This is a genomic window from Mesorhizobium sp. M0051, from assembly GCF_040323235.1.
In the GTDB taxonomy this organism is placed as follows: Bacteria; Pseudomonadota; Alphaproteobacteria; order Rhizobiales; family Rhizobiaceae; genus Mesorhizobium.
Genome location: NZ_JAMYUT010000063.1, coordinates 1 through 13,341, shown reverse-complemented (window position 1 = coordinate 13,341; position 13,341 = coordinate 1). Strand labels below are relative to the sequence as shown.

The 13,341-nt window shown below is 63.2% G+C and carries 14 protein-coding genes; 10 read left to right on the top strand and 4 right to left on the bottom strand.

The genetic code is table 11. The features are described from left to right. Positions 1-221 precede the first annotated feature (221 nt). Genes NKJ90_RS32650 through NKJ90_RS32605 form a run of 10 tightly spaced genes read left to right on the top strand, consistent with a single transcriptional unit; the run spans position 222 to position 9,572 of the window. Positions 222-1,001, top strand: coding sequence for a heme-binding protein (locus NKJ90_RS32650; protein WP_502904962.1), 780 nt, complete (start codon positions 222-224; stop codon positions 999-1,001). A 47-nt stretch (positions 1,002-1,048) separates the two neighbouring features. Continuing rightward, on the top strand, positions 1,049-2,872 hold the full coding sequence (locus NKJ90_RS32645) for a methanol/ethanol family PQQ-dependent dehydrogenase (protein ID WP_023758486.1): 1,824 nt from the start codon (positions 1,049-1,051) through the stop codon (positions 2,870-2,872). Beyond that, positions 2,853-3,716, top strand: coding sequence for a substrate-binding domain-containing protein (locus NKJ90_RS32640; RefSeq protein ID WP_023758485.1), 864 nt, complete (start codon positions 2,853-2,855; stop codon positions 3,714-3,716). The genes NKJ90_RS32645 and NKJ90_RS32640 overlap by 20 nt, the downstream gene beginning before the upstream one ends. Further along, entirely contained in the window at positions 3,713-4,246 is a 534-nt protein-coding gene (locus NKJ90_RS32635; protein WP_352487712.1) for a c-type cytochrome, read from the top strand. Before NKJ90_RS32640 ends, NKJ90_RS32635 begins: the two co-directional genes overlap by 4 nt. Next, positions 4,243-5,256, top strand: coding sequence for a cytochrome c oxidase subunit II (gene coxB, locus NKJ90_RS32630; RefSeq protein ID WP_352487711.1), 1,014 nt, complete (start codon positions 4,243-4,245; stop codon positions 5,254-5,256). Before NKJ90_RS32635 ends, coxB begins: the two co-directional genes overlap by 4 nt. After that, positions 5,253-7,223, top strand: a complete 1,971-nt coding sequence (gene ctaD, locus NKJ90_RS32625) for a cytochrome c oxidase subunit I (protein WP_023758482.1) — start codon at positions 5,253-5,255, stop codon at positions 7,221-7,223. Before coxB ends, ctaD begins: the two co-directional genes overlap by 4 nt. Continuing rightward, positions 7,220-7,825 carry a cytochrome c oxidase subunit 3 gene (locus NKJ90_RS32620; protein ID WP_023758481.1) on the top strand — a complete coding sequence of 202 codons (606 nt, stop codon included), beginning with the start codon at positions 7,220-7,222 and terminating at the stop codon, positions 7,823-7,825. The genes ctaD and NKJ90_RS32620 overlap by 4 nt, the downstream gene beginning before the upstream one ends. 1 nt (position 7,826) lies before the next feature. Then, entirely contained in the window at positions 7,827-8,168 is a 342-nt protein-coding gene (locus NKJ90_RS32615; RefSeq protein ID WP_023758480.1) for a hypothetical protein, read from the top strand. Next, the gene (locus NKJ90_RS32610; protein ID WP_352487710.1) at positions 8,165-9,052 is read left to right on the top strand and encodes a cytochrome c oxidase assembly protein; all 888 of its coding nucleotides are present in this window, start codon (positions 8,165-8,167) and stop codon (positions 9,050-9,052) included. The genes NKJ90_RS32615 and NKJ90_RS32610 overlap by 4 nt, the downstream gene beginning before the upstream one ends. Before the next feature lie 4 nt (positions 9,053-9,056). Beyond that, positions 9,057-9,572 carry a c-type cytochrome gene (locus NKJ90_RS32605; protein WP_245266520.1) on the top strand — a complete coding sequence of 172 codons (516 nt, stop codon included), beginning with the start codon at positions 9,057-9,059 and terminating at the stop codon, positions 9,570-9,572. A gap of 3 nt (positions 9,573-9,575) precedes the next feature. Here NKJ90_RS32605 and NKJ90_RS32600 read toward each other — a convergent pair whose 3' ends face one another. From NKJ90_RS32600 to NKJ90_RS32585, 4 genes are read right to left on the bottom strand one after another with little or no spacing between them, the layout of a single operon-like run. Then, the gene (locus NKJ90_RS32600; RefSeq protein ID WP_352487709.1) at positions 9,576-10,379 is read right to left on the bottom strand and encodes a lanthanide ABC transporter permease protein PedC; all 804 of its coding nucleotides are present in this window, start codon (positions 10,377-10,379) and stop codon (positions 9,576-9,578) included. Then, complete coding sequence (locus NKJ90_RS32595; RefSeq protein WP_352487708.1) at positions 10,376-11,101, bottom strand: lanthanide ABC transporter ATP-binding protein PedB/LutE; 726 nt, start codon at positions 11,099-11,101, stop codon at positions 10,376-10,378. The genes NKJ90_RS32600 and NKJ90_RS32595 overlap by 4 nt, the downstream gene beginning before the upstream one ends. Next, positions 11,098-12,066, bottom strand: coding sequence for a PQQ-dependent catabolism-associated beta-propeller protein (locus NKJ90_RS32590; RefSeq protein ID WP_352487707.1), 969 nt, complete (start codon positions 12,064-12,066; stop codon positions 11,098-11,100). Before NKJ90_RS32590 ends, NKJ90_RS32595 begins: the two co-directional genes overlap by 4 nt. Beyond that, entirely contained in the window at positions 12,054-13,223 is a 1,170-nt protein-coding gene (locus tag NKJ90_RS32585; protein WP_031259911.1) for a lanthanide ABC transporter ABC transporter substrate-binding protein PedA1, read from the bottom strand. The genes NKJ90_RS32590 and NKJ90_RS32585 overlap by 13 nt, the downstream gene beginning before the upstream one ends. Between the last annotated feature and the right edge of the window lie 118 nt (positions 13,224-13,341).

Genomic DNA, 13,341 nt, shown 5'->3' with positions numbered 1-13,341 from the left:
CCGCTTTTTCAGCGACCGCGCAATTTGTTCGAACACCGACTGCATGCCAGCAAACTGGCGAATGCCTCTTCTGTTCCAACCATTGCTGCACGAACGGTAGGTGGGGCCGCTGTCGTCCTCCGGACGGTGCCCGCAAGCGCGCGAAGAACAACATTTTTTCGCCCCAATGGCACTTCCGCCCGTCTCAAGCGTTAGAGAGTGTTCAACTAACGTTAGAGACAATGGATTGTCGTCCAACCCTGTCACTGGCCTTAAGTCTGTTCCTGCTGGCGATAGGCGACGCGGGGCAAACGGCCTCGGCGCAAGCACCCTGCCTCGCCGACCACGACAAGCTGCTGACGGCCCTTAAGGCGAGCGTCAAGGCCAGCGGCGGGCCCGGCAATGGCGGCTTCGATACCAATGAATGGGCCGCAGTTGTGGCACGTGACGGAACGGTCTGCGCCATCGCTTTCAGCGGCCCCACCGCCGACGCGCAATGGCCCGGCAGCCGGCTGATCGCAGCCGAAAAGGCCAGCACGGCCAACGGGCTCAGCCTTCCCCAGATGGCATTGTCGACGGCAAATCTTTATGCGCCGGTCCAACCGGGCGGTCCGCTGTTTGGGCTGCAGGCCACCAATCCGGTCAACCAGGCGATCGCCTATACAGGCGACCCGTCGACGTTCGGCAGCGCCGGTGACCCGCTGATGGGAAAGCCCATCGGCGGGGTTGTCGTGTTTGGTGGCGGCCTGGCGCTGTATGATGGGAAGGGCATCGTCGGCGGACTGGGCGTCAGCGGCGATTCCTCCTGTGCCGACCACAATGTCGCCTGGCGCGTGCGCGCGGCCCTTGCGCTGGACAAAGTACCGGCCGGTGTCAATCCAAACCGCAAGGACGCCATCATCTACGATCTCGATCCCGGTGGAAAGAGCGCTTCGGGCTGGGGTCATCCATTATGCGCGGGAACCGAAGCCGACGTCGCCGCAGAGCTTGGTGCCGGCGTCGGCGGTTCGCTACACAAATGACGCAGCTTGCGTCGATGCGGGGCAAAACCGCTAAAGCGGGGAGAGCGATGCGGGCAACAGAACGCGGTTCCAGATTCAGTCTTGGTTTGGTGATGCTCGCAAGCCTCGCTTTGTTGGCAGGCGCGGCTGCCCAACCCGCGGCTGATACCGCGATAAGGCCGCCGCCTGCAGCCGCTCCGCCCGATGACGGCCAGTGGACGATGCCGGCAAAGAATTATGCCTCGACCCGCTACAGCGATCTGGCGGAGATTTCCGAAAGCAATGTCAAGAACCTGCAGGTGGCTTTCACCTTCTCGACCGGCGTAAACAAGGGCCAGGAGGCCGCGCCGCTCGTTGTCGGCAACACGATGTATATCGTGACCCCGTTTCCCAACATCGTCTACGCGCTCGACCTGTCCAAGCCAAGCGCACCCATGAAATGGAAATACGAGCCCAATCCGGAACCGGCGGCGCAGGGCGTCGCCTGCTGCGATGTCGTCAACCGGGGAGCAGCCTTCGCCGACGGGCGCATTTTCTTCAACACGCTCGATGGCCACACGATCGCACTGGACGCCGGCAGCGGCAAGCCGATCTGGAATACGCAGATCGGTAACATCAACATTGGCGAAACGATCACCATGGCGCCGCTGGTGGTAAAGGGCAAAGTGCTGGTCGGCAATTCCGGCGGCGAGATGGGCGTGCGCGGCTGGGTCAAGGCGCTCGACGCAGCCGACGGACATGTCGTCTGGACGGCCTACAGCACCGGCCCCGACAAGGACGTGCTGATCGGCCCGGATTTCAAGCCGCATTACGACACGGACAAGGGCAAGGACCTTGGCGTGACGACATGGCCGCCGGAAGCATGGAAGATCGGCGGCGGCAATATGTGGGGCTGGATCTCATACGATCCCGACCTAAACCTGTTCTTCCACGGCACCGGCAATCCCGGCCCCTGGAACCCCGACCTGCGGCCCGGCGACAACAAATGGACGGCCGGCATCTTCGCCCGCGACCCGGACACCGGGGCGGCGAAATGGTTCTATCAGTGGACGCCGCACGATCTGCACGACTACGATGGTATCAACGAGCAGGTTCTTCTGGACATGAACTGGCAGGGCCAGCCGCGCAAGGTGCTGGTGCGGCCGGAGCGCAATGGCTACGTCTATGTGCTGGATCGCACCACCGGCGAAGTCCTGTCGGCTCAGCCTTTCGGCCCAGTTAACTCCAGCAAGGGCGTGGATCTGAAGACCGGCCGACTCGTCGTAAATCCCGACAAGAAGACCGGCACTGGCAAGGTCGTGCGCGACATCTGTCCGACCGCGGCCGGCCTTAAGGATTGGCAACCGTCAGCATTCTCGCCGAGGACAGGCCTGCTCTACATCCCCCACAACAACCTTTGCATGGATGAAGAGGGCGTCGAGGTGAACTACATCGCCGGCACGCCCTATGTCGGCATGAACGTCCGTATGATCCCAGGGCCAGGCGGCAATCGGGGTGCATTCACTGCCTGGGATGTTGCCACCGCCAAGCCTGTATGGAACTTGAAGGAGAACTTTCCAGTATGGAGCGGTGCGGTGGTCACCGCCGGCGATGTCGTCTTCTACGGCACGATGGAAGGCTGGTTCAAGGCGGTCAGCGCCAGGACAGGGGAAATGCTTTGGAAGTTCAAGACGTCGTCCGGCATCATCGGCCAGCCGATCACCTACCGCGGTCCCGACGGGCGTCAATATGTGGCGATCCTGTCGGGCGTCGGCGGTTGGGCCGGTGCGATCGTGTCGGGCGACCTCGATCCACGCGACGCCACAGCCGCGCTCGGCTTCGCAAACGCCATGAAGGATTTGAAGGACGTGACGACGCCAGGAGGAACGCTCTATGTATTCCGCCTGCCCTGACGACTTCGACAGGCCCGTTGGGCGAAAAGCCGTCCGGCACATTGCCGCCGCGATCGGTGCGCTCGTCTTGTTTTCCGCCGCCGTAGTCGCTCATGCGCGCGAGTTGAGGGTATGTGCCGACCCCAACAACATGCCCTTCTCGAACGCCAGCGGCCAAGGTTTCGAGAATAAGATAGCGGAAATCGTGGCTGGCGAGCTTGGCGCCAAGCTTTCCTACGTTTGGTGGGCGCAGCGCCGCGGCTTTGTCCGCAATACGCTGAAGGCCGGGCTTTGCGACCTCGTCCCGGGCACTCCCGCCAACCTCGAAATGCTGCGCACCACCACACCCTACTACCGTTCCTCCTATGTATTCGTGATGCGCAAGGATGGCCCCGATATCACGTCCTTCGACGATCCGCGCCTGCGTGAGCTGCGCATTGGTGTGCAACTCATTGGCGATGACGGCGCCAACTCGCCTCCGGTCCAAGCGCTTGGCCGCCGTGGTATTGTCGGCCATCTGATCGGATACCCCGTCTATGGCGACTATTCAGCGCCAAACCCTCCGGCGCGCATCGTCGAAGCGGTGGCCAATGGCGAGGTTGACCTCGCCGTCGTCTGGGGGCCGCTCGCCGGCTACTTCGCCGCGAAGCAGAAGGTGTTGCTTAAGCTCACGCCAGTGACCCCCCGCATAGACGGGCCGATGCTGCCGATGATTTACGATATTTCGATGGGCGTCCGGCGTGAGGACGCCGCGTTGCGTGACGAACTCGATGCCGCACTTGCTAAGCACAAGGCTGAGATCGATTCCATTCTGACTCAGTTTGGAGTGCCTCGTCTGGACGCAGGCGGGAGTCCGGTGCGATGAAACGGGGGCTCGTCGTGCTCCTGTCCGCTACGCTGGCGCTTGCGGCATGCCAACGGGAAGAGCGCGACACACGTCCGCAATCCGCGCTCGGCTCCGGCGAGCAGCCGGCCCCCGTCACCACGTTGGAGCCTGGCGGTGAGCGGCCCTCTCTAAGTGACAACAAGGCTGCCGCTTTCGAGGCCAACGCCTTTCACCTTAGCGAGGGCAAGCGCCTCTTCAGCTGGTTCAACTGCACCGGCTGCCATGCCAATGGCGGCGGCGGCATGGGACCGGCCCTGATGGACCAGAAATGGATTTATGGCAGTTCGATCGAGAGCATCCACGCCACCATCCGAGACGGGCGGCCGAACGGCATGCCAACATTCCGCGACAAGGTTCCCGACGACCAGATTTGGGAGCTTGCCGCCTTCGTCCGCTCGCTGGGCGGCAACGCGCCCTCCTCCGCCGCGCCTTCGCGCAACGATGATATGATGGTGCATCCGTCCGAGAACCGCCTGCCGGATGCCGCGACTTTGGGGAAGTCGCCGTGAGACGGCCCGTGTTTGCGGCGTTCGGCACGACCTGCGTGTTGCTTCTCCAGGGATGCTCCGGCTGGCAATCGGCACTCGACCCGAAGGGCCCCGCCGCCTCCGAATTGGCTTGGCTCATCTGGTTCTTCACCGGGCTCTGCTCGCTGATCTGGCTCCTGGTGATGATCGCCTTGGCAGCGCCACTTGCGATGCGATCGCGCACGCGCTCCGACCCGCTCGTGCTCGATCCAGGCGCCGAGCACCGCAAGGCGCGGGCGGTCTGGGCCGCGCTTGGCGCGACGACCGTGATCCTCGTCGGGCTCACTCTGTTAAGCTTCTTCGCCAACAGGACGCTCGCCGCCATCGGCTCGGACGCGGAGCTGACGATCCGGGTTACCGGACACCAATGGTGGTGGGAGGTACGCTACGAAAACGCCCAGCCGAGCCGCATCCTTACGACGGCCAATGAGATCCATATCCCCTCCGGCGAGCCGGTACGGATCATCGTGACCTCGACCGATGTGATCCACTCCTTCTGGGTGCCGAGCCTCGCCGGCAAGCTCGACCTCATCCCCGGCCATGAGAATGTCCTTGATCTCATGGCCGACAAGCCGGGCGTCTATCGCGGCCAATGCGCCGAGTTCTGCGGTCAGCAGCACGCCAATATGAGCACGTTGATCATCGCCGAGCCGCGGCCGGTCTTCGATGCCTGGTTGAATGACCAGCTTCGGTCCGCCGCTGCACCGGTAAGTGCTGAGGCCAGCGCCGGGGCGGAATTGTTCCTCAATCGTGCCTGCGTGATGTGTCACAAAATTGGCGGCACGGTTGCCGGCGGCACGGTTGCGCCCGATCTCACGCACATCGCGAGCCGGCAAACACTCGCCGCCGGAACGCTGACGATGAGCCGCGGCAATCTTGCCGCTTGGATCGCCGACCCGCAAGGCATCAAGCCGGGCGCCCACATGCCGGTGGTCGATCTCAATGGCGACGAACTCAATGCGATTGTCGCCTATCTGGAGGGGCTCAAATGAGCAGCTCCGATCTGACCAGCGAACGCGACCTGGTGCCGCAAGCAACCCCCAAGGGCGACCTTGCCCCAGAACGCGACGGCCCGCGCGATACCGGTCTGGACGATGCCACCCTGCATCGCTGGCTCGAACGGACCTGGCGAACGAAGCCGGGCATCATCGGCGCGCTGTCGAGCGTCGACCACAAGGTCGTCGCGCGGCGCTATCTCGTGACCGCTTTCGTCTTCCTGTGCCTGGGCGGGCTCAATGCAGTCGCCATGCGCATCCAGCTGTCGGGACCGCAACGCGGCCTGATCGGGCCGGATCTCTACAACCAGCTGTTCACCATGCACGGCGTGACCATGATGTTCCTGTTTGCCGTACCAATCGTGCAGGCTACTGGCATATATCTGGTGCCGCTGATGGTCGGCACGCGCAACATCGCCTTCCCTCGCCTGAATGCGTTCAGCTATTGGATCTACGTCTCGGGCGGGATTTTTGCCTGGGCGTCGTTCGCGCTCAGCATGGCGCCGGACGTCGGCTGGTTCGCCTATGTGCCGTTGTCGGGCCCCGAATTCGGACCCGGCAAGCGCGCAGATGTGTGGGCGCAGATGATCACCTACACCGAAGTGTCGTCCCTGGCCGTCGCCGTCGCGACCATCGTCACCGTGTTCAAGCAGCGGGCGCCAGGCATGTCGCTCGACAAGATCCCGCTCTACGTGTGGGCGATGCTGGTCACGTCCTTCGTCGTCGTCTTCGCCATGCCGGCGGTGATGATCACCTCGACATTCCTGATCCTCGACAGGCTCGTCGGTACCCACATCTTCAACCCGGCCGAGGGCGGCGATGCCTTGTTGTTCCAGCATCTTTTCTGGTTCTTCGGCCATCCAGAGGTTTACATCATCTTCCTGCCGGCGACAGGAATGGTGTCGTCGATCATCTCCGCCTTCGCCAGACGCCCGGTCTTCGGGCATCTAGGACTTGTGCTGTCGCTGATCGCAGTCGGCTTTCTGTCGTTTGGCCTATGGGTCCACCACATGTTCGCGACCGGCCTGCCGAAGCTCGGCGCCAGCTTCTTCACCGCGTCGAGCATGCTGATCGCCATTCCCAACGGGCTGCAGATATTCTGCTGGCTGGCGACCTTGTCGGACGGCCGGCCGGTGATCCGGACGCCGCTGCTGTTCGTGTTCGGCTTCGTTTTTACGTTTGTCATCGGCGGTCTCACCGGCGTGATGGTAGCATCCGTGCCTTTGGACCTGCAGGTCCACGACACCTATTTCGTGGTCGCGCATTTCCATTATGTGCTGATCGGCGGATCGGTTTTTCCGCTGCTTGGCGCCGCCTATTTCTGGTTGCCCAAGCTCACCGGCCGCATGATGAGCGAGCGGCTTGGGCGCTGGCATTTTTGGATGGCGTTCATTGGCTTCAATGCGGCGTTCTTCCCCATGCATCTTGTCGGTCTCTGGGGCATGCCGCGACGGGTCTATACCTATCCGGCCGAGCTTGGCTGGGGAAACATCAACCTGTTCATCACAGCCGGCGCGGCGGTGTTCTTCCTGAGCTTCGTCCTGTTCACGTTCAACATGCTGCACGGCGCCTTGCGAGGCGCACCGGCGGGCAACAATCCCTGGGATGCCGGCACGCTGGAATGGGCGACGACCTCGCCGCCACCGAGCTACAACTTCGCCCGCATCCCCGTCGTCACCCACGCCGAGCCGCTGTGGGCCGAACGTGAGGCCTTGCCGGTCGCGACAGGCCTCCGCGTCGACGCGCGCGAACTTGTCATCTCGACGGTAGCCGAAGCGCGTCCCGACATTCGCGAGAAATCGGCCACGCCATCGATCTGGCCGCTGTTTGCGGCCATCGCTGTGGGCGCGACCTTCCTTTATTCGATCTTTACGCCCTGGGCCGTGGTCTGGGGCGCCTTGCCGATTGCTATCACGCTGATCGGCTGGTTCTGGCCAAAAGGCGATCCGGAGGACGAGGAATGAAACAGCGTCCCGCCGCCGATCTTTCCGCCCTGCCCACCTATGGAATTGGTCCGCGCAGCCCCACATGGTGGGGCACGCTCGGCTTCATGGCACTGGAAGGCACCGGCTTCGCGCTCGCCGCAGGTGCCTATCTCTACCTGGCGCTGTCGTGGCCGCAATGGCCACTCGGCGCGCCGCGGCCGAACCATTGGCCCGGAACCATCGTGACGCTGCTGTTGATTGTCAGCTTGGTGCCAAACCACATGCTCAACCGCTATGCTGAGCAATGCGCGATCATGCCTGTGCGGATCGGCCTCGTTGTCATGTCGCTGCTCGGGATTGCGCCGCTCGTCGTACGCTGGTTCGAGTTTCCGGCGTTGAACATCTACTGGGACACCAACGCCTACGGTTCGATGCTGTGGGTGCTGCTTGGGCTGCACACGACGCATCTGATCACCGACGTTGGCGACACCATTGTGCTGACGGTGCTGATGTTCACGCGTCACGGCAACAGCGGCCGTCGCTTCGGCGATGTTGGCGATAATGTCTTCTATTGGGATTTCGTGGTCGCCAGCTGGATCCCGATCTATCTCCTGATCTACTGGACCCCGAGGCTCGGCTGAGATGCGTGCGGTTGTGTTGGGCACTTCTTGGGGCGGACTTCTTTCAGGGCCACTGGCCTGGGCGGTATCGACGCAACTGAATTATTCGCTTGTGCATTGGCAATGCAATCGCCAGGTGCCGATCGTGCTGCCCATCGCTTTGGCGCTGGCGCTGTTTTCTCTGCTCGGCGGTGCTTTGTCATGGCGGGCAAAGCGGCTGGGCGGTGCCGCGTTCAAACCAGAACGCACGCGAGGGACAGAACAGTTCGTTGCCAACCTTGGCATGTTGTCCGCACTGCTGTTTGCCTTGGTGATCATAATGCAAGGCAGCGCCGCGCTCATCCTCGACTGGTGCGTGCGATGAGCTTCGACGCCTTCTTCTCCACTTCGATCTCCTGCGGCCCCGGTTCGCAAGAGGCGGGATGGACGCTGGCGCTGCCCATCACTTTGCCGCTTGCGGCAGTCGCGCTGATCTATGCGGGCGGAGCGCTGCGACTCTGGCGGCGGAGCGACCGCGGCCGCTTTTTGCGAGTGCGCCAGGCGCTGTTGTTCGCAGCTGGGTGGATCGCGCTGGCGGCAGCGCTGGTCAGCCCGATCCACGCCTTGGGCGAGCGCGTGTTCACCGCGCATATGATCGAACATGAATTGCTGATGGCCGTTGCGGCGCCATTGCTGGTCGCTTCTTTACCGGCGGCGGCAATGATGTGGGCGCTGCCGGTATCGCTGCGACGGCCATTTGGCCATGCCGGGCATGCAAGTGTGGTTCAGGCGGCCTGGGCAGCGATAAGCCGCCCCCTAGCCGCCACTCTGCTCCACGGCGTGGCCATTTGGCTGTGGCACGTTCCAGCGCTGTTCCACGCGGCGCTCGAGCGCGGCTTTTTTCACTATGCCCAGCATGCAAGCTTTCTCGGTACCGGATTGTTGTTCTGGTGGGCGCTGCTGCCGCGGCACGGCCGAGAACAGGCCTATGGCAGCGCGGTCATGCATCTCTTTTTAACCTCCCTGCACACAGGGCTGCTCGGTGTTCTGCTCCTGGTATCGCCGCGGCTCTGGTACCCTGCAAACGCTACCGGCGCTGAGATTTGGGGCCTCAGCCCGCTCGAAGACCAGCAACTCGCGGGGCTTATAATGTGGGTGCCGGCCGGGCTGGTCTATGGCGGTGCGGCGTTGCTGCTGGCAGGACTGTGGATTCGTTCAAGCGGGCAAAGAGCCGGCCGGGAGGCATCCCATGCCCTTAACGCCGGTTAGAATGATGCTGCTGACGGTCGGCGCGGCTGCGGCCGGAGCCATGCTCGGCTTGACGGTGGCATCGCCCGGTTCACGGACGGAAGGCGCCGATGGGGGTGGGCACGAGCAATCGGGAAAGACCAACCGGATCTGTGTTGCGGCAATGTTCCTTATATTGCCAGTGATACTGGCATCGTTTGCCTGGTGGCAGCAGCAACGTACCGAGAGGGCCGAACACGAGGCGAACGAAGCGACCGGTGGCATCGCCACGCGGGCTGTACCGATCATGTCGGCGAACGGTTGCGCCGGTTGCCACACGATCAGCGGTGTGCCCGGCGCGCAAGGCCTGGTCGGGCCGCGCCTGGACGCCAGTCTGGCCGCTCGCGTCTATATCGGCGGCATCCTGTCCAACAATCCGGAAAACATGATCCGGTGGATTCGCGCGGCAAGAGACGTCAACCCGCGCACGGCAATGCCCTCGACCGGCATTTCCGAACAGGAGGCGCGGGACGTGGCCGCCTATCTCTACGCGCTTAAATGAAGGTCATTGATCGCCGCGCCGGGACCACAGGCCGCGTCCTGGATCATAGCCGACAACTGCCGCGAGGAAAAACACCAAAAGGCAGGCCAGCACGACCAGGAAGGAGATCGGGGTGAAGCGCAGATAAAGCGCGAAGCGGATCAGTTCGACCGCGTGGCTGAACGGATTGAGCATTGCCACGGTCGCAAGCACCGGGCCGGCCTCGGCGAGCCGCCAAAGCGGATAAAGCGCCGTCGAGGCGAAGAACATGGGAAAAATGACAAAGTTCATCACACCGGCGAAATTTTCCATCTGCGTGGAGAGTGACGACACAAGCAGGCCGAAAGCCCCCAGCATGAGCCCCGAAAGGACAAGCGCTGGCAACACGGCGAGATAACCGAGCATCGGCGGACGCACATCCCAGTAGCGCGCGACAACCAGGAACAGATAGACAAGCGGCAGGCCGACCACGACGCTGGCAAGCAGCCGGGCACCGAGCAGATACCAACGCGGTAACGGCGCGGTCAGCAACAGGCGCATGCTGCCCATCTCGCGGTCGTAGACCATCGCCAGCGAACTTGCCATGGCGTGAAACAGAAGCATCATCGCGGCGAGCCCGGGCACGACATAAACTTCGTAGAGGACATAGGTCTGATAAGGCGGCGTTGTCGACAAGCCAAGCACGGACCGGAACCCGGCGGCGAAAATGGCAAGCCAGACCAGCGGCCGGACAATCGCCGAAACCAATCGGCCGCGCTGCCGAAGGGTACGTAGCAGCTCCCTATGGAAGATGCCGTTGAGCGCTCGCAGCGCGTGGCGCCTTTTCATGCCGCAGCCGTGAGCTTCGCGAAGGCATCGGTCATGCTGGCGACGCCAAGCTCGGCCTCGATGCGGTCGGCGCCGCCCGCCCATTGCACGCGGCCAGCATGGAGCACGACGACATCGTCCTCAGGCGTCACCTCTTCCAGGAAATGTGTGGCCCAAAGCGCGGCTATGCCGCGCTCGCGGCATAGCCCATGCAAATGGTGAGCGAGTGCCTGACGGCCCGGAACATCGAGCCCCGTGGTTGGTTCGTCGAGCAGGAGAATGCGCGGGCGGTGCATCAAAGCACGGGCGATTTCGACGCGCCGCCGCTGGCCGCCAGACAAAGATCGGACGGGATCATGAAGCCTGTCGAGAACCGCGAGACGGCCGAGCTCCTCGCGCATCCGGGCTTCCGCTACTTCGGCGGCAAGCCCATGCAAGGCAGCGTGATAGCGCAGATTCTCCGCGGTCGTGAGATCGAGATCGAGGGTCTGCTGCTGGAATACGACTCCCATCGCGGCCAGTGCGGCCGCAGGATCGGTGCGCATCGCGTGACCGAATACCTGCACCGATCCGAAGCGGGCATGATAGAGACCTGTGACGAGCGAGAACAACGTTGTCTTGCCGGCTCCGTTGCGGCCGAGCAGGATGCAGACCCTACCCTGCGCAACCGAAAAGGAGACGGCGTCCAGAACTCGCCGCTGCTTGAAGCTGTGACTGACACTGTCGAGCGACAAAGCGTTCATGGCCCAACCACGACGCCCCACGGGCCGCGCCCGACGGGCAGTGACTTGAGCACTTCGTCGTTTTCCAGGTCGATGAAGGAAATGTCGCCGGAATTGCCGTTGGCACTGATCAGATGTTTTTGATCGTCCGACAGTGCGACATGCCAAGGTCGCTGGCCCACAAGATAGAGCCGACGCACCGCCAGCGTCCCGGTATCGACTTCGGCGACGCGGTTTGCTGGCCCAAGCGCGACATAGGCAGTGCCGCCGTTGCGGGACATCTCGATGCCTACGGCTTGGACGCCTTCACGGCGAATGCCTTGCACCTCAAACTGGACCTTGCCGGTCTGTGCACGCGTTAGGGTGTCGAACACCGTTACCGTGCCGCGAATTTCGGAAGACACCCACAAGCGCTTCCCGTCCGGAGAGAAAGCGGCTGCCCGCGGCCGTGTGTCGACCAGCAGATTGTCAACCAGTTCGAGGCTGCCCGCGTCGATGAGGTGCACCATGCTTGACGTCTCCGAGGTGCAGGCGACGTAACGGCCGTCGGGACTGACTGCCATGCCCTCTGGCTCGACGCCGACATCGACCGTACCGATCACCTGGGCGGCCGCGATGTCGACCACGGATACGAGGTTGTCGTTCTCATTGGCGACGAACAGCCGCTTGCCGTCGGGATGAACCACGAAGAATTCCGGATCGGCGCCTGTGGGCAGTTGGCCGACAATTTGCCGCTTGGCGAGGTCCACGACATCGATGCGGTTGTCGTCACCTTCAGCGACAAAAAGTATCTTCTTGTCGGCCGAGAGTGCCAGTCCGCGTGGCCGGCGCCCGACATCGATCGTCGCCGACAGCGTCATGGTTGCACCATCGATGACGGCCACTGTGTTGTCCTGCTCGTTTGAGACATAGATGGTTTCGGCGGCGGCAGGTCCGGCCAAAGCGGACAACAGCAGCGGGACCACAATCACGATTAGGACTTGCATGTGCTCTCCTCCAGGTCGATGCCCAGAGTATCAAGCGGCGTGCGTTGGTGCAGGAAGCCAGGCTGAGGCGAGCTGGAAACCAGCAACCGCGATCCAGCGATGAGTATGGGCTGGCGCATCTGGCCGTCCCAGGCACGGAAGCTGAGTCCCTGCCCCTTGAACCCGGCGAGAAGAAACTCACTGCCTCGGATGTAGACACTGATCGCTGCCGGATCGACGCTGTTCAGCCGCGTCGCGGCCTCCCCGACGCTCCGCACTGCGAGCCAGGCGGCGTAATCGCTCGACATCATCCAGCGTCCGGCCTGTCGCCTGAACCGCTCCTGCAGTTGCGTCGCACCCCACTCCTGATTAACGGCGCTCCAGCCGGTCGCCACCAGCCCTTGCGTGCCCACGACGGGCCGAGGCAATGCTGTGCGGCCCTCGAGATAGGCGCCGAACTCGTCGGCCTCGTCGGCGACGACGAGAACGTCGTAGTCGGCGACCTGGGTTGCGGCCGGTATTTCCGTTTGCAGGGTGACATGCCCTGTGTCGGCTCGGCCGTTTGCTGGTCGGAAGATCCACGCTTGGTCGACGGAGATTTCCGCGCCGAAACGCGCCGCTGCGCGCCGGAAGGCGGCAGCCATGGCCTGGTCTTCCGGATGCGGACCGACAAGCAGGAACCAGTGCCGCCAGCCCTTCCAGGCGAGATATTGCGCCAGCCCATCGGCCAGCATGGCGCGGCTTGGAATAGTGTGCAGCAGGTTTTTCCTGCATGCCTCCTGACGCAATGAGTCATCGCTGGCGCGGCTGTTGAACAGGAGCATCCGCTCGGCGCCCGTGGCCGCAAGCGCTTGCGTCAGCGGCCCCGCGTCGAGATCGGCAACGACAAAGGTGATCCCCTCGCCAGCAAACTGTCGTATCGCGTCCTGCGGCGGCTCGCCGGGTTTCAGCGATCGCTCCACCAGCCGGAAGCGCTGTCCCAGAAAGCGGCCCGTGCTATCGTCATCGGCGATGCCGAGACGGGCGCCTTGCACCCCATCATCGGCGGCGAAATGGTCCAGCGGCCCAAGCGGCATGGGCGGACTGCGCGTCTGGCCGAGATAGCCAATCGCTATCGGCTGAGGCTCGGCGGAGCCTGGAACGACAAACAACAACAGAGCAAGAAGCGCGGTGACCAACCTCTCTGCGCCGGCGCCGACCCCCCCCCCAACGAAGGAGGTGGGGCTACACCACAACAAGTGACCGCGCGACAGAGACGCGGGGCCGGGAAATAATGGGGGGTGTGATTATTTAGCG

Excerpts from the sequence above, each read along its gene's own strand:
- NKJ90_RS32640 (WP_023758485.1), top strand. The coding sequence starts at position 2,853 with ATGTATTCCGCCTGCCCTGACGACTTCGACAGGCCCGTTGGGCGAAAA.
- NKJ90_RS32590 (WP_352487707.1), bottom strand. The coding sequence starts at position 12,066 with ATGCAAGTCCTAATCGTGATTGTGGTCCCGCTGCTGTTGTCCGCTTTG.
- NKJ90_RS32610 (WP_352487710.1), top strand. The coding sequence starts at position 8,165 with ATGAGCTTCGACGCCTTCTTCTCCACTTCGATCTCCTGCGGCCCCGGT.
- NKJ90_RS32635 (WP_352487712.1), top strand. The coding sequence starts at position 3,713 with ATGAAACGGGGGCTCGTCGTGCTCCTGTCCGCTACGCTGGCGCTTGCG.
- NKJ90_RS32620 (WP_023758481.1), top strand. The coding sequence starts at position 7,220 with ATGAAACAGCGTCCCGCCGCCGATCTTTCCGCCCTGCCCACCTATGGA.
- NKJ90_RS32600 (WP_352487709.1), bottom strand. The coding sequence starts at position 10,379 with ATGAAAAGGCGCCACGCGCTGCGAGCGCTCAACGGCATCTTCCATAGG.
- NKJ90_RS32595 (WP_352487708.1), bottom strand. The coding sequence starts at position 11,101 with ATGAACGCTTTGTCGCTCGACAGTGTCAGTCACAGCTTCAAGCAGCGG.
- ctaD (WP_023758482.1), top strand. The coding sequence starts at position 5,253 with ATGAGCAGCTCCGATCTGACCAGCGAACGCGACCTGGTGCCGCAAGCA.
- NKJ90_RS32615 (WP_023758480.1), top strand. The coding sequence starts at position 7,827 with ATGCGTGCGGTTGTGTTGGGCACTTCTTGGGGCGGACTTCTTTCAGGG.
- NKJ90_RS32650 (WP_502904962.1), top strand. The coding sequence starts at position 222 with ATGGATTGTCGTCCAACCCTGTCACTGGCCTTAAGTCTGTTCCTGCTG.
- NKJ90_RS32645 (WP_023758486.1), top strand. The coding sequence starts at position 1,049 with ATGCGGGCAACAGAACGCGGTTCCAGATTCAGTCTTGGTTTGGTGATG.
- NKJ90_RS32605 (WP_245266520.1), top strand. The coding sequence starts at position 9,057 with ATGCTGCTGACGGTCGGCGCGGCTGCGGCCGGAGCCATGCTCGGCTTG.